Origin of the sequence: Citrobacter sp. MGH105 (genome assembly GCF_001037485.2) — a bacterium.
GTDB lineage: Bacteria > Pseudomonadota > Gammaproteobacteria > Enterobacterales > Enterobacteriaceae > Citrobacter > Citrobacter portucalensis.
In genome coordinates this window covers 3,649,385-3,663,961 of the sequence record NZ_CP073048.1, presented here as the reverse complement: position 1 = coordinate 3,663,961, position 14,577 = coordinate 3,649,385, and the positions used below count along the sequence as shown (strand labels likewise).

At 53.1% G+C, this 14,577-nt stretch carries 14 protein-coding genes; 1 reads left to right on the top strand and 13 read right to left on the bottom strand.

Annotation, left to right across the window (positions count from 1 at the left end; genetic code table 11):
* Window positions 1-59: 59 nt before the first annotated feature.
* The 9 genes from lipB to SK35_RS17760 form a co-directional block, all read right to left on the bottom strand.
* Window positions 60-701, bottom strand: coding sequence for a lipoyl(octanoyl) transferase LipB (gene lipB, locus SK35_RS17800; RefSeq protein WP_048214697.1), 642 nt, complete (start codon window positions 699-701; stop codon window positions 60-62).
* 113 nt (window positions 702-814) lie between these two features.
* Window positions 815-1,078 (bottom strand): DUF493 family protein YbeD, encoded by a 264-nt coding sequence (ybeD, locus tag SK35_RS17795; RefSeq protein WP_003022706.1) that lies wholly within the window; start codon window positions 1,076-1,078, stop codon window positions 815-817.
* A gap of 106 nt (window positions 1,079-1,184) precedes the next feature.
* A complete protein-coding gene (dacA, locus tag SK35_RS17790) occupies window positions 1,185-2,396 on the bottom strand; it encodes a D-alanyl-D-alanine carboxypeptidase DacA (RefSeq protein ID WP_003022711.1) in 1,212 nt (403 codons plus the stop codon).
* Window positions 2,397-2,538: 142 nt separating this feature from the next.
* Window positions 2,539-3,648 carry an endolytic peptidoglycan transglycosylase RlpA gene (rlpA, locus tag SK35_RS17785; RefSeq protein ID WP_048214696.1) on the bottom strand — a complete coding sequence of 370 codons (1,110 nt, stop codon included), beginning with the start codon at window positions 3,646-3,648 and terminating at the stop codon, window positions 2,539-2,541.
* A gap of 10 nt (window positions 3,649-3,658) precedes the next feature.
* Window positions 3,659-4,771: a peptidoglycan glycosyltransferase MrdB gene (gene mrdB / locus SK35_RS17780; protein ID WP_003022718.1), complete on the bottom strand. Its 1,113-nt coding sequence runs from the start codon at window positions 4,769-4,771 to the stop codon at window positions 3,659-3,661.
* Window positions 4,772-4,773: 2 nt separating this feature from the next.
* Window positions 4,774-6,675 carry a peptidoglycan DD-transpeptidase MrdA gene (gene mrdA / locus SK35_RS17775; protein WP_003831292.1) on the bottom strand — a complete coding sequence of 634 codons (1,902 nt, stop codon included), beginning with the start codon at window positions 6,673-6,675 and terminating at the stop codon, window positions 4,774-4,776.
* A 30-nt stretch (window positions 6,676-6,705) separates the two neighbouring features.
* Window positions 6,706-7,173 carry a 23S rRNA (pseudouridine(1915)-N(3))-methyltransferase RlmH gene (gene rlmH / locus SK35_RS17770; RefSeq protein WP_048214695.1) on the bottom strand — a complete coding sequence of 156 codons (468 nt, stop codon included), beginning with the start codon at window positions 7,171-7,173 and terminating at the stop codon, window positions 6,706-6,708.
* 3 nt (window positions 7,174-7,176) lie between these two features.
* On the bottom strand, window positions 7,177-7,494 hold the full coding sequence (gene rsfS / locus SK35_RS17765; RefSeq protein WP_003022728.1) for a ribosome silencing factor: 318 nt from the start codon (window positions 7,492-7,494) through the stop codon (window positions 7,177-7,179).
* A gap of 254 nt (window positions 7,495-7,748) precedes the next feature.
* Window positions 7,749-8,360, bottom strand: coding sequence for an adenosylcobalamin/alpha-ribazole phosphatase (locus SK35_RS17760; RefSeq protein ID WP_032942684.1), 612 nt, complete (start codon window positions 8,358-8,360; stop codon window positions 7,749-7,751).
* Between the two features lie 96 nt (window positions 8,361-8,456).
* Between SK35_RS17760 and cobD the strand changes: the two genes are divergently transcribed.
* Complete coding sequence (gene cobD, locus SK35_RS17755; RefSeq protein WP_048216343.1) at window positions 8,457-9,551, top strand: threonine-phosphate decarboxylase CobD; 1,095 nt, start codon at window positions 8,457-8,459, stop codon at window positions 9,549-9,551.
* Here cobD and nadD read toward each other — a convergent pair.
* The 4 genes from nadD to leuS are packed head-to-tail and all read right to left on the bottom strand — an operon-like array spanning window position 9,526 to window position 14,396.
* Window positions 9,526-10,167, bottom strand: a complete 642-nt coding sequence (gene nadD, locus SK35_RS17750) for a nicotinate-nucleotide adenylyltransferase (RefSeq protein ID WP_103015104.1) — start codon at window positions 10,165-10,167, stop codon at window positions 9,526-9,528. The genes cobD and nadD overlap by 26 nt on opposite strands.
* Before the next feature lies 1 nt (window position 10,168).
* Window positions 10,169-11,200: a DNA polymerase III subunit delta gene (holA, locus tag SK35_RS17745; RefSeq protein WP_048214694.1), complete on the bottom strand. Its 1,032-nt coding sequence runs from the start codon at window positions 11,198-11,200 to the stop codon at window positions 10,169-10,171.
* Window positions 11,200-11,799 (bottom strand): LPS assembly lipoprotein LptE, encoded by a 600-nt coding sequence (lptE, locus tag SK35_RS17740; RefSeq protein WP_048214693.1) that lies wholly within the window; start codon window positions 11,797-11,799, stop codon window positions 11,200-11,202. Before lptE ends, holA begins: the two co-directional genes overlap by 1 nt.
* Before the next feature lie 14 nt (window positions 11,800-11,813).
* Window positions 11,814-14,396 (bottom strand): leucine--tRNA ligase, encoded by a 2,583-nt coding sequence (gene leuS / locus SK35_RS17735; RefSeq protein ID WP_095533124.1) that lies wholly within the window; start codon window positions 14,394-14,396, stop codon window positions 11,814-11,816.
* Window positions 14,397-14,577 lie beyond the last annotated feature (181 nt).

The window sequence follows — 14,577 nt, the reverse complement described above, 5'->3', positions numbered from 1 at the left end:
TAGTTGTTGTTTTGTGCCATTTGCCACAACATATGCCGTGGCAAAGTATGCGCGTATTTTCAGTCCGCGATGTACTCGTGCGGTGGGTTACCCAACAGCACCAGAATGTTGGCCAGCAGCCTTGGGCGAATGCTCTCGGCCGTGGCGGTGCTATCCCACTGCGATACCTTCGCCATTTCCATTCCGGCATAACCACAAGGATTGATACGCAGGAAAGGCGACAAGTCCATATCCACATTGAGCGCTAAGCCGTGAAATGAACAACCTTTACGAATACGTAACCCCAAAGAGCAGATTTTCTTCTCTCCAACGTATACGCCAGGCGCATCGGCTCGCGGGTGGGCGTCAATACCGATTTCCGCAAGGGTATTCACAACGGTTTGCTCCAGCAGCGTAACCAGTTCGCGAACGCCAAGTTTACGACGCTTCAGGTTCAACAGCACATACATGACCTGCTGGCCCGGCCCGTGATAAGTCACCTGACCGCCACGATCGCTCTGGATCACCGGAATATCTCCTGGCATCAGTACGTGCTCTGCTTTACCTGCCTGACCCTGGGTAAAAACAGGATAATGCTCTACCAGCCAGATTTCGTCATAACTGTTTTCATCGCGGGTATCGGTGAATTCGTGCATGGCCAGAGAAACTGGCTCGTAAGGTTGAAGACCGAGCTGGCGGACAAGAATTTTATCCTGATACAAAACGGCATCTCCGTAGATACTCACATAGAGTAGAGAATATAAAAGAGGGGGAAAAGTATATCACAGGGGGAGGGGTTACCCGAGCGGGGATGCAGCGGGTAACCAACAGGTTTTTACAGTACCATGCGTACGATATCGATATTGCCTAATTCTTCGTACAGCGTTTCAACCTGCTCAATGTGTGTAGCAGTAATAGTGATTGAGACCGAGTGGTAGTTGCCTTTGCTGCTCGGTTTTACCGTCGGAGAGTAATCACCTGGCGCATGGCGCTGTACCACTTCAACCACCTGATCAACCAGCTCAGGCAACGCCTGCCCCATTACTTTGTAAGTAAATGGAGTAGGGAATTCAAGCAGTTCGTTAAGTTTGGTTTTCATGTCAGCTCCGGCGTTACATCAATAAATAATAACTCCCACAGCGCGTGGGAGTTATCTGGATACCTAGTATATGGGGACGTAAATCACACTTTCAAGTGTTCGATTTTTAGCCAAACCAGTGATGGAACATTAATTTAATGTAATCAATGATTTTCCCAAAGAAGTTGCCTTCAGGGATTTCCTGCAGGACTACCAGCGGGCGCTGCTCAATGGTTTTGCCATCCAGCTGGAAGTTGATGGTGCCGACAACCTGGTTTTTCTGCAGCGGTGCGTGCAGTTCCGTGGTGTTCAGCACATAGCTTGCTTTCAGATCTTTCATGCGGCCGCGCGGAATAGTCAGGTAGACATCTTTATCTACGCCTAACGATGCACGATCGGTGTTACCAAACCAGGCGGGCTCAGAAGCAAACTCTTTACCGACTTTCAGTGGGTTCACGGTTTCAAAGAAACGGAAGCCCCAGGTCAGCAGTTTTTTACTTTCGGTTTCGCGACCTTTATAGGTGCGGCCACCCATGACGGCGGAGATCAGACGCATCTGGCCTTCGGTTGCGGATGCAACGAGGTTATAGCCAGCCTTGTCGGTATGACCGGTTTTGATACCGTCGACATTCAGGCTGTTATCCCACAGCAGGCCGTTACGGTTTAACTGACGGATGCCGTTAAAGGTGAACTCTTTTTCTTTATAGATAGAGTATTCGTTAGGCACGTCGCGAATCAGCGCCTGACCAATCATCGCCATGTCGCGAGCCGAGCTGTACTGACCGTCAGCATCGAGACCATGAACGGTCTGGAAGTGGGTGTTTTTCAGGCCCAGCGCGTTCACATAGCTGTTCATCAGACCGACGAAAGCATCCTGGCTACCGGCTGCGAAGTCCGCCATTGCCACGCACGCGTCATTCCCGGATTGCAGGTTGATACCACGGATAAGCTGAGAAACAGGAACCTGCATTCCTGGCTTCAGGAACATCAACGATGAACCTTTAAAGACCGGGTTACCTGTAGCCCAGGCGTCATTGCCGACGGTGACCAGATCGGTTTCTTTGAATTTCCCGGCTTTCATCGCCTGGCCGATGACGTAGCTGGTCATCATTTTGGTCAGACTGGCGGGGTCGCGGCGAGTGTCAGCGTTCTGTTCTGCCAGAACTTTGCCTGAATTGTAATCAATCAGGATATATGACTCCGCATCGATCTGCGGAACACCCGGGATCATGGTTTTAATATTCAGGTCATCGGCATGGGCAGCAGAGAGAGAAGCTGCGCAGAGAGCCGCGGTGAGCGCCATACGCTGCACGAAACGAGCGGAAAAAGTGGTCTTCATGGTCTGAACTACGACGTCCGTGATGAAATTAAAAAAAGTGCCCTACTATAGCAAATGCAAAACGGGCAGGCATCTGACTTTCCGCGTGACTTTGTTAATGTCATTTACAGAAACTGACAGTTCAGATACCTGATTTACGTTATTACACGCCGGTGATGAAGGACTGTAATTGCGCCTCGGCTTGAAGACGCTGCTGCAATGTGGAAGCTTCAGCTTTGCTGGCGAACGGCCCCATCTGGATACGCCAGACTGCGCCGTTTTGTACCACCCGACCTGGGACGCCAAATTGCTGGCTTAAACGTTTTTGATACTGCTGCGCACGCGACTGCTCGCTGACTGCGCCAACCTGAACCACGTAGCGTCCGTTGGCTACTGCCGCTGGCGCAGGTGCAGCGACGGCGGCTGGTGTTGCTGCTGGCGCGGTTGGCGTTACCGGTGCGGTGGTGGTCGGTTGCGGAGCCGTAGTCGGCTCGCTACCTTCCAGCACGCCTGCAGCGAGCGTGGTCGGCGCACCGAGGAATCCACTGCTGTTCACTGGCGCACCGGTTGTATCATCGCTTTTCAACGTGGAATTGCTGATCGGACGAATATCGCCTTGCGGCTGACCCGCATCCGATGGCGCAGGCATGCTGCCCATATTGCCACCGCCGCTTAAATCAGGACGCGCGGGCAGGGCATAGGTTTGTTTCGCTACCGTGGTACAAGCCATTCCCGGCCCGGACAAGGAACCATCCTGGGCGACGATGATCGGGTCGATACGTACTTTGGTATTGTTGGAGGTATTCAGACGGTCGGCTGCTGCACGTGAAAGTGAAATCACGCGATCGTTGCCATAAGGGCCGCGATCGTTAATGCGCACGACAATCATCCTGCCATTAGCCAGGTTAGTTATTCTGGCATAGCTTGGGACTGGCAGCGTCGGATGCGCTGCGGTTAACTGCATCGGGTCGAACGCTTCACCAGACGCGGTTAAGTTGCTTCCGGGTTCCGCATCATAGATAGCGGCAAGCCCTGCCTGGCTAAAGCGGGAAGGGTCCTGGACGATTTTGTAGCTCTTACCATCACGCTGATAGTCCTGATTCGCCGTTGGGTTCAGGGGTTCAAAGCGCGGATCGGCCCCGCTGATTTCAACAATCGGACCATTACACACCGCAGGCTGCGGCGCGACAGCACCCTGTTGCTGACCATCATCACTCGAACACGCCGCGAGCATTCCTGCTGCGATGCAGATACCAAGCCACTGCTTACGCATTGCGTACCCCTTACACGCTTTTCGACAACATTTTTCTATGGGTATGGATCGACATAACAATCCCGAACCCAGCCATCAGCACGATAAGTGCCGAGCCTCCGTAACTGACCAGTGGGAGAGGAACGCCAACCACGGGCAGAATACCGCTCACCATACCAATATTTACGAAGACATAAACGAATAATATCAACATTAAACCACCCGCCATGACGCGACCAAAGGTGGTTTGCGCGTGGGCAGCGATCCATAATCCGCGCATAATCAGCAAAATGTACAGCGCCAGCAGAATTAAGATCCCTACCAGACCCAGTTCTTCCGCTAATACCGCGAAGATAAAATCTGTATGGCGTTCGGGTAAAAACTCAAGCTGCGACTGCGTACCGTGTAGCCAGCCCTTACCACGTAGACCGCCGGAGCCAATAGCAATTTTAGACTGAATGATGTGATAACCCGCACCCAGCGGATCGGTTTCCGGATCGAGTAACATCATGACGCGCTGACGTTGATAATCATGCATCAGGAAGAACCACAGTATCGGGATAAACGCCGCAACCAGGACCACCGCAACACCGATTAAACGCCAGCTCAAACCAGAAAGGAACAGAACAAACAGACCGGAAAGGGCGACCAGAATTGAAGTTCCGAGGTCTGGCTGGGCGGCCACCAGCAGGGTGGGCATAAATATCAGCACCAACGCAATGGCGGTATTTTTTAGCGATGGCGGGCAAACATCACGGTTGATGAAGCGCGCGACCATCAGCGGCACGGCAATCTTGGCGATTTCGGAAGGCTGAAAACGCACAATCCCCAAATCCAGCCAGCGCTGCGCGCCTTTGGAGATAGCGCCGAAGGCATCTACTGCCACCAACAAAATGATGCAAAAGATGTAGAGATAGGGAGCCCAGCCCTCATAAACCCTGGGCGGGATTTGCGCCATCACCACCATGATGACCAGGCCCATCGCGATCTGACCGACCTTGCGCTCCATCATGCCAATATCCTGGCCGCTGGCGCTCCAGATGACCAGAGAACTGTAAACCAGCAGCGCCAGCAAAATAAGCAACATCGTGGGATCGATGTGGATTTTGTCCCAGAATGTTTTTTTGTTCGGATTATCCGTCACGATTATTGGTCCTCCGCTGCTGCAACCGCGGGGTTTTCTGCAGGCAGATTGGTGTTATTGTCGCCCAACATAATGTGGTCAAGTATCTGGCGCATAATGGTACCCACAGCCGGGCCCGCGCCACCGTTTTCAAGGATTATGGCGACAGCAACCTGGGGCTTATCATAGGGTGCGAAGGCCGTCATCAGCTTGTGGTCACGTAAGCGCTCGGCGATCTTATGTGCGTTATAGGTTTCATTGGCTTTCAGGCCAAAGACCTGTGCAGTACCGGATTTCGCCGCAATTTTGTAAGGTGCGCCAGCGAAATATTTGTGTGCAGTACCGTTAGGACGGTTGGCTACACCGTACATGCCGTCTTTTGCGATTTCCCAATAACCGGAATGAATGTCACCAACGGGTGGTTCGTGTGGCTGGATCCACGGCACTTGCTTGCCGTTTTCTGCTGTGCTCATCAGCAGATGCGGGACTTTTACCAAACCGTCGTTGATAAGGATCATCAGCGCTTTACTCATCTGGATAGGGGTTGCCGTCCAGTAACCCTGACCGATGCCGACCGGAATGGTATCACCCTGGTACCATGGCTTTTTAAACCGTTTTTGCTTCCACTCGCGGGTTGGCATGTTTCCGGCGCGCTCTTCGGCAAGATCGATACCCGTATATTGGCCGTAGCCAAACTTGCTCATCCATTCTGAAAGGCGGTCTATCCCCATATCATAGGCGATTTGATAGAAAAACGTATCCGCCGACTCTTCCAGAGAACGGGTGATGTTCAGATGGCCGTGCCCCCATTTTTTCCAGTCGCGGTAACGTTTTTCAGAGCCCGGTAATTGCCACCAACCCGGATCGAACAGACCAGTATTGCGGGTGATGACGCCTGCACTTAATGCAGAAACCGCGACGTAAGGTTTAACCGTCGAAGCAGGGGGGTAGACACCCTGAGTCGCGCGGTTAACCAATGGGGTATTCGGGTCATTGAGCAACCCGGAGTAATCTTTACTCGAGATACCATCGACAAACAGGTTCGGGTCGTAGCTCGGCATGGACACCAGTGCGAGAACGCCACCGGTACGCGGGTCGGTGACTACCACCGCGGCACGACTGCCCGCCAGCAGCGTTTCGATGTACTGCTGGAGTTTCAGGTCAAGGGTGAGATAGATATCGTGCCCGGCCTGCGGCGCCACTTCTTTCAGTTGGCGAATGACGCGGCCACGGTTGTTCACTTCAACTTCTTCATAACCAGTCTGGCCGTGAAGTACGTCTTCATAATAGCGTTCAATACCCAATTTACCGATGTCGTGCGTCGCCGCGTAGTTGGCCAGCTTGCCGTCTTTGTCCAGGCGGTCCACGTCTTTATCGTTGATCTTCGATACGTAGCCAATGACGTGGGTCAGCGCAGAGCCGTAGGGGTAATAGCGGCGTTTATAGCCTTTAACTTCGACGCCGGGAAAGCGATATTGATTAACGGCGAACCGTGCCACCTGAACTTCACTCAGGTTAGTTTTTACCGGAATGGAGGTGAAGCGGTGTGAACGGGCGCGCTCTTTTTTAAAGGCGGCAATGTCGTCGTCCGTCAGGTCTACGACGTTACGCAGCGCGTCGAGGGTATCCTGAACGTTGTCGACCTTTTCCGGCATCATTTCTATCTGATAAATGGTGCGGTTAAGGGCGAGCGGAATTCCGTTACGGTCATAAATGATGCCGCGACTGGGGGCGATAGGCACCAGTTTGATGCGGTTTTCGTTCGAGCGAGTCTGATAATCAGTAAAGCGAACGATTTGCAGATTATAAAGGTTGGCGATCAGCACGCCGGTGAGCAGCAAAATCCCCAAAAAAGCGACCAGCGCCCGGCGCACAAACAGCGCGGACTCAGCCGAATAGTCGCGAAAAGAATTCTGTAGTTTCATCCGCTGCTTAATCTACTCAAGAATCAATGATCACTCACGGTGATAAGGATGGTTGGTGGTGATGCTCCACGCCCTGTACAGACTCTCCGCGACCAGAACCCGAACAAGAGGGTGAGGAAGGGTTAACGCAGAGAGTGACCAGCTTTGTTCCGCTGCCGCTTTACAGGCAGAAGAGAGACCTTCCGGCCCGCCAATCAACAGACTGACGTCACGACCGTCCAGTTTCCAGCGTTCCAGTTCAGTCGCCAGCTGCGGCGTGTCCCAGGGTTTACCAGGGATATCAAGGGTGACGATGCGGTTTTTGCCTGCGGCAGCCAGCATCTGCTCACCCTCTTTGTCGAGAATGCGTTTAATATCCGCGTTCTTGCCGCGTTTTCCTGCCGGGATTTCGATCAGCTCAAAGGGCATATCTTTTGGAAACCGACGGAGATACTCCGTAAACCCGGTTTGCACCCAGTCAGGCATTTTCGTACCCACAGCGACAAGTTGCAGCTTCACGCATTAACTCCAGAGTTTTTCCAGTTCATACAGGCGACGGCTTTCTTCCTGCATCACGTGGACAATCACATCACCGAGGTCAACGACGATCCAGTCTGCAACGTTCTCGCCTTCTACGCCGAGCGGCAGCAGACCAGCAGTGCGGGACTCCTGAACAACGTGGTCTGCGATAGACATTACATGGCGGCTGGACGTGCCGGTGCAGATAATCATGCAATCAGTGATGCTGGATTTGCCCTGAACGTCTAAGGCGATGATGTCTTGACCTTTCAGGTCATCAATTTTGTCGATTACAAAATCCTGAAGTGCTTTACCCTGCAAGTGTTCCCCCTGGGTGAAAAGAGTTAAAAACGTCTGTTAGTATACCTGAACCAGAGGCGATATCGGGACAAATGTCTCCGAAAGCGCTTTTGAAGTGCGCTATCATCCCACCCCACGCCGCAGAATGCATCGCCATTTTTGTAAAACAATTTCTGCAAAGCTCTGAAGGGCGGGAAAAGTCAGGTTGCGGAGAATAACAGCCTGTCATGGGGTGTCAATGGGAGAGAAGCCCTTCGGCAGAAAAAACAGTGCGTTCACTCCCCGTCGTGCCATACAGCCCGGCTGTTGAGCACTTTCAGAACCGCAAAATTGTCGCAAAAATCAATTGCGCTCCAGCAACCTTGTTCGACGCGAAAATGCCACATTGCTGCAGCCGGCATGGACAGCAGACGGGCGATCAACACGCTCAGAACACCCTGATGGCTCACCACCAGCAGGTTTTGGCACGTTTTGTAATCAGCGAGCTGAGCAATAAAGCGTTCCACGCGCTGGGAAAACGCCTGAAAGCCTTCACCATTGGTTGGCGTCGCATTCTGCCAGTCGTTACACCACACGGCGTAGTTTTCGGCGTCTTCTCGCGCCAGATCGCGATGATGGCGCATTTCCCAGTCACCAAAAAACATCTCATTGAGCTCAGGCATGTTGCGCACAGGGACCTCACGATCGCCTAAGATCAACTGCGTTGTATGGCGGGCACGTTCCAACTCGCTGCACAGAACGTTGTCGACAGGCACATGGCGTAACAGCGTACCCAGTGTTTGCGCCTGAGCGATACCCCGTTCCGTTAGCGGTGTGGGGGCATGGCCGCTGTATAAACCAGCGACATTGGCTTCAGTTTCTCCATGACGTACTAACCAGAGTCTCATTTTTTCCTCTTGAGGTTATTCGCACAAAACATGATGTTTGCCCTGATTGCGCAGAGATTTTTCACTAAAATACCTTTTTTTGCGTGGAGCGGCACGATGTCTTTATTGAAGAGCGCGCATGGTGGCAATACCCGAGAAGCCGCCGAACTGTTGGGCATCTCGCCTGAACAATTGTTGGATTTTAGCGCGAATATTAATCCGCTGGGTATGCCGGCAAGTTTAAAACGCGCGATCGTCGACAGCCTGGACTGCGCGGAGCGTTACCCGGATGTTGATTACGCTAAACTGCATGCGGCGCTGGCGGAGCATCATCAGATTCCTGCCTCATGGATACTTGCCGGAAACGGCGAGACTGAGTCGATTTTCACTTTGGTGCAAGGACTTAAACCACGTCATGCGATGATCGTGACGCCCGGGTTTGCTGAATATCGTCGGGCGCTGCAATGGGGAGACTGTACGATCCATGAGTTTGCGCTGTGCGAAGACGATGGCTGGCAGCTTACCGATGCAATCCTCGATGCGTTATCCTCAGAGCTGGGCTGCCTGTTTCTCTGTACGCCCAACAATCCCACTGGCTTGCTGCCCGATAACCGCCTGCTGCGGGAAATAGCCGCGCGTTGTGAGTTGCTTGGGATCAATCTGATCCTTGATGAAGCGTTTATCGATTTTATTGCCGGGGAGCCGGGGTTTATTCCGCTGCTTCGTGATAACCCGCATATTTGGGTGCTGCGCTCTCTCACCAAGTTCTATGCGATACCGGGGCTGCGGTTAGGGTATCTGGTCAACCGTAATGAACAGGCTGTGGCACAGATGCGCCGTCGACAAATGCCGTGGTCAATTAACGCATTTGCTGCACTGGCAGGCGAGATTATTTTACACGACAGCGCATATCAGCAGGCAACGTGGAAGTGGCTGGAGCAAGAGGGCGCGAGGTTTGATCGGCAGTTGAAAGAACTGCCCGGCCTGACGGTGTATCCTGGCAGGGCAAATTATCGCTTATTGCGCTGCGAGCGGGCGGATTTTGATCTGCAACGCGCAATGCTGGAACAACATGTCTTGATTCGCAGTTGTACTAATTATCCGGGGCTGGATGCGCGCTATTATCGGGTAGCCGTTCGCAGCCAGGAAGAGAATAACCGCCTGTTGGCGGCTTTACGCAAGGTGCTTAGCGGTACAACCCCTGCTGATTGATATAGTCAAGCACTGCAGCTGGCATCAGGTCGTCGCACGGCTCGCCTTTTTCCAGACGCTCACGGATGAGCGTGGCGGAGATGTTAAACCACGGCGTTTCAGCCAGATAAATTTTCCCGCAAGGCAAGTTGTGCAGGTCATCTGGCGAATGGGTCAGATGATCCTCCAGCCACTGCTGGTGCTTTTCCTGCGCCATTTCGAGCGGATAGCCCGGACGTCGGCAGACAATGAGGTGGGTGTTACCCAGTATCGTGTGGTAGTCATGCCAGGACGGAAAGGTAAGCAGTGAGTCCTGGCCAATAATAAACGCTAATGGTACGTCCGGTCCTTGCTCCTCGCGCCACTCTTTGAGCGTTTGCGCAGTGTAGGAGGCAGTATCACGTTTCAGTTCGCGTTCATCAAGGGAGAACAGCGGCTTATCGGCAATGGCCAGTTCAACCATGCGTTGACGTTGTTCGCCGGACGCTTCGGGTTGCGCACGATGCGGCGGCACGTTATTGGGCATGATAATGACCCGGGAAAGGCCAATCAGATTCGCCAGAATTTCAACCGGTTTAAGATGACCATAATGCACCGGATCAAAGGTGCCACCGAACAGAGCCTGCAATGATTTCATATCAACCATCAATAAAAACATCGGCCAGCGATTTATGGCAGAGTAACAGGGAAAGCCCCTCAAGTTCCGCCCACACTGACTGACCATAGTCTTGTTTAAGCGTAATTTCCGTACGCGTTAACAGCGTTACCGCCTGACGCAACTGCGCAGGATTCAGCCGGTTTAGCGCGTCTCCCATCATACCCCGGCGATTTTGCCACACCCGGTGTTTATCAAACAACGTGCGTAAAGGCGTATGGGCTGACTGCCGTTTTAAGTTGACCAACAGCAGTAATTCACGCTGTATCGTACGTAGCAAAATAACCGGCTCACTGCCTTCCAGACGTAACTGTTGCAGAATGTGCAGCGCGCGTTTGCTTTTGCCCATCAGCAGCGCATCCACCCAATGGAACGGGGTAAAGTGCGCGGCATCGTTAACGGCTTTCTCCACGCGAGGCAGCGTTAGTTTGCCATCAGGCCAAAGCAATGCTAGCCGTTCCAGCGCTTGCGCCAGTGCTAACAGATTACCTTCATAGCAATAGCACAACAGCTGATTGGCTGCGTCATCCAGTTGTAGATTGTTAAGCTTCGCTCTGGCGGCGACCCAACGAGGAAGCTGTGCTTGCTCCGGCGTCTGGCAGCTTACCTGCACCGCATTATTGGCAAGTCCGGAATACCATGCGGCGTTTTCCTGCGCTTTAGTCAGTTTGTTGCCGCGAACAATCAGCAGCAGGTCGTCATGTAGCAGTGTGACGAGTGAAGCGAGCTGTTCGTTAATGGCGGCATTGGGGCCATTTTCTGGCAACTGCAGGAACAGGGTTTGACGGCTGGCAAACAGGCTCATCGCCTGGCAGAGTGAAAAAATCTCTCCCCAGTCGGTGCTGTTGTCCAGGGTGAAAGCGTGGTGTTCTTCGAATCCTTGCGTTGCTGCTGCCTGACGGATAGCGTCCTGGCTTTCCTGCAATAAGAGAGGATCGTTACCTAAGAGCAAATACGCCGCGCGCAGCCCTTCATTGAGCTGTGCGCGGAGTTGTTCAGGGTACAACTTGAGCATCAGTTACCCAGCGTGGTGGAAACACGCGCCGGAGATGATGCAGGCTCTGCGGCTTTTGTCGCCGCTGGCTTAGCATCATCATCAGCATTGGATGACAGAGTATCGGCCAGATGTACGCTTGGCAGCTTACGAATTAACTGTTCAGCCGCTTTGTCATACATCTCTTTGATGATCATCTCCTGCTCGTTATCCTTCGCCAGTGCAGCCTGTGGGTTGTCAAAGAACGAACGATAAACTTTGGCGCTGATTGGATAAATATCATGACCTGGGATCAGCACGGATGCACTCACGGACATCACCATCTGGTATTCAGCCGTTTGACCGTTCTGGAATACCGACGCCGTATCCTGCGAAATGCTGACCGCGCCAAGACGTAAGGACGTCACATCTTTACGCATTGAGCCGTCTTCAAGCAGCGTAACGCCGTTCAGACGCAGCTGATTACGAACCGCGCGGCTTAATGGGCCGTTCGGATCACCAGAGTTCAGGATCATGGTTTTCATTGAGGGTGGGACCTGCGTAGTATTACGCAGATGCCAGCCACACCCGGCGGTGACAAGCACCGCCAGAGATAACAACAATGTTGTCAGAAGTCGCACGCTTCCTCCCGCGCTTAGCCAACGACCAGATTGAGGAGTTTACCCGGTACATAAATCACTTTACGTACGGTAACGCCATCAAGATATTTTGCCACCAGATGCTCCTGGCCAGCACGTTCACGAACCTGTTCTTCTGTCGCATTTACCGGAACGGTAATTTTGCCACGGACCTTACCGTTCACCTGAACTACAACCAGCGTCGAGTCTTCAACCATTGCGGCTTCGTCCGCCACCGGCCACGGTGCGTTGTCGATATCGCCTTCGCCTTTCAGTGCTTCCCACATCGTGAAACAAACATGTGGGGTGAACGGGTTCAGCATGCGAACGACGGCCAGTAACGCTTCCTGCATCAGGGCTCTGTCTTGTTCGTCTTCCTGCGGTGCTTTCGCCAGCTTGTTCATCAGCTCCATAATCGCCGCAATTGCGGTGTTAAAGGTCTGACGACGACCGATATCATCGGTAACTTTAGCAATGGTTTTATGTACGTCGCGACGCAGCGCTTTTTGGTCTTCGCTCAACGCATCAACGTTCAGGGCAGCTACATCGCCTTTGGAAGTATGTTCGTAAACCAGCTTCCATACACGTTTCAGGAAGCGGTTCGCCCCTTCAACGCCGGATTCCTGCCATTCCAGCGTCATATCAGCCGGAGAAGCGAACATCATGAACAGACGTACCGTGTCAGCACCGTAACGTTCAACCATAACCTGCGGGTCGATACCGTTATTTTTCGACTTGGACATTTTGCTCATGCCGGTATAGACCAGTTCATGGCCTTCTGCGTCCTGAGCTTTGACGATACGACCTTTTTCGTCGCGCTCAACGATGGCATCAACCGGAGAAACCCAGTTACGCTCGCCGTTTGCACCAACGTAATAGAACGCATCAGCCAGTACCATACCCTGGCACAGCAGCTGTTTGGCCGGTTCGTCAGAGTTGACCATGCCCGCATCGCGCATCAGCTTGTGGAAGAAGCGGAAGTAGAGCAGGTGCATGATGGCGTGTTCAATACCACCAATGTAGATATCAACTGGCAGCCAGTAGTTTGCGGCTTCTGGATCCAGCATCCCTTCGTTGTACTGCGGGCAGGTGTAGCGCGCGTAGTACCAGGAGGATTCCATAAAGGTATCGAAAGTGTCGGTTTCGCGCAGCGCAGGCATGCCGTTAACGGTGGTTTTTGCCCACTCCGGATCGGCTTTGATTGGGCTGGTGATGCCGTCCATAACCACGTCTTCCGGCAGAATAACCGGCAACTGATCTTCTGGCGTCGGCAGCACGGTACCGTCTTCCAACGTCACCATCGGAATTGGCGCCCCCCAGTAACGCTGACGGGAAACACCCCAGTCACGCAGACGGTAGTTCACTTTACGCTCACCCACGCCTTTCGCTACCAGCTTGTCAGCAATGGCGTTGAAGGCAGCTTCGAAGTCGAGGCCGTCAAACTCACCGGAGTTAAACAGCACGCCTTTTTCGGTCAGAGCTTGTTCGGACAGATCCGGCTCTGCGCCTTCAGCGGTCAGAATTACTGGCTTGATGGTCAGGCCATATTTTGTCGCAAACTCGTAATCGCGCTGATCGTGGCCCGGAACGGCCATGACTGCGCCCGTACCGTATTCCATCAGGACGAAGTTTGCTGCCCAAACGGGGATTTCTTCGCCAGTCAGCGGGTGAACGGCTTTAAAGCCCGTGTCGACGCCTTTCTTCTCCATGGTTGCCATTTCGGCTTCAGCAACCTTGGTGTTGCGGCATTCGTCAATGAAGGCGGCCAGTTCTGGGTTATTTGCAGCAGCTTTCTGCGCCAGCGGGTGACCTGCGGCAACGGCCAGATAGGTCGCACCCATAAAGGTGTCCGGGCGGGTGGTGTAAACGGTTAGCGTGTTGTCGTAACCGTTCACATCGAAGGTGATTTCCACGCCTTCAGAACGGCCAATCCAGTTGCGCTGCATCGTTTTCACGGTGTCAGGCCAGTGATCCAGGTTATCCAGGTCACGCAGCAGTTCGTCAGCGTAAGCGGTGATTTTGATGAACCACTGTGGGATCTCTTTACGCTCGACTTTGGTATCGCAACGCCAGCAGCAGCCGTCGATAACCTGTTCGTTCGCCAGTACGGTCTGGTCATTCGGGCACCAGTTGACCGCAGACGTTTTCTTATACACCAGGCCTTTTTTGTACAGCTCGGTGAAGAATTTCTGTTCCCAACGGTAGTATTCCGGGGTGCAGGTCGCCAGCTCACGGCTCCAGTCGTAACCGAAACCCAGCATTTTGAGCTGGTTTTTCATGTATGCGATGTTGTCGTACGTCCACGGTGCTGGCGCGGTATTGTTTTTAACCGCAGCACCTTCTGCAGGCAGACCGAACGCATCCCAGCCAATTGGCTGCAGTACGTTTTTGCCCAGCATGCGCTGGTAGCGGGCGATCACGTCACCGATGGTGTAGTTACGTACGTGGCCCATGTGTAGTCGACCAGAAGGATAGGGAAGCATAGACAGGCAGTAATACTTCTCTTTGCTCTCGTCTTCGGTAACTTCAAATGTGCGCTTCTCATCCCAGTGAAGCTGTACTTTGGATTCTATCTCTTCCGGGCGGTATTGCTCTTGCATGGCAGCCAGTGGTCCTGTTTTCAATACAGCTACAAACGTAGCTCTAGATGTGGTGTTTCAGATCCGCATAGCATAGCCCAAACGCCCGCGCCAAAACAGCCTTTCGCGCATTCAGCGTTGAATTCCCGCAAGGATAATTCTTGCACGAATTTACACACTCTGTGGACAGTCTTGCAAAGCG

Excerpts from the sequence above, each read along its gene's own strand:
- cobD (WP_048216343.1), top strand. The coding sequence starts at position 8,457 with ATGTCTTTATTGAAGAGCGCGCATGGTGGCAATACCCGAGAAGCCGCC.
- SK35_RS17760 (WP_032942684.1), bottom strand. The coding sequence starts at position 8,360 with ATGAGACTCTGGTTAGTACGTCATGGAGAAACTGAAGCCAATGTCGCT.
- dacA (WP_003022711.1), bottom strand. The coding sequence starts at position 2,396 with ATGAAGACCACTTTTTCCGCTCGTTTCGTGCAGCGTATGGCGCTCACC.
- ybeD (WP_003022706.1), bottom strand. The coding sequence starts at position 1,078 with ATGAAAACCAAACTTAACGAACTGCTTGAATTCCCTACTCCATTTACT.
- rlpA (WP_048214696.1), bottom strand. The coding sequence starts at position 3,648 with ATGCGTAAGCAGTGGCTTGGTATCTGCATCGCAGCAGGAATGCTCGCG.
- leuS (WP_095533124.1), bottom strand. The coding sequence starts at position 14,396 with ATGCAAGAGCAATACCGCCCGGAAGAGATAGAATCCAAAGTACAGCTT.
- holA (WP_048214694.1), bottom strand. The coding sequence starts at position 11,200 with ATGCTCAAGTTGTACCCTGAACAACTCCGCGCACAGCTCAATGAAGGG.
- mrdA (WP_003831292.1), bottom strand. The coding sequence starts at position 6,675 with ATGAAACTACAGAATTCTTTTCGCGACTATTCGGCTGAGTCCGCGCTG.
- nadD (WP_103015104.1), bottom strand. The coding sequence starts at position 10,167 with ATGAAATCATTGCAGGCTCTGTTCGGTGGCACCTTTGATCCGGTGCAT.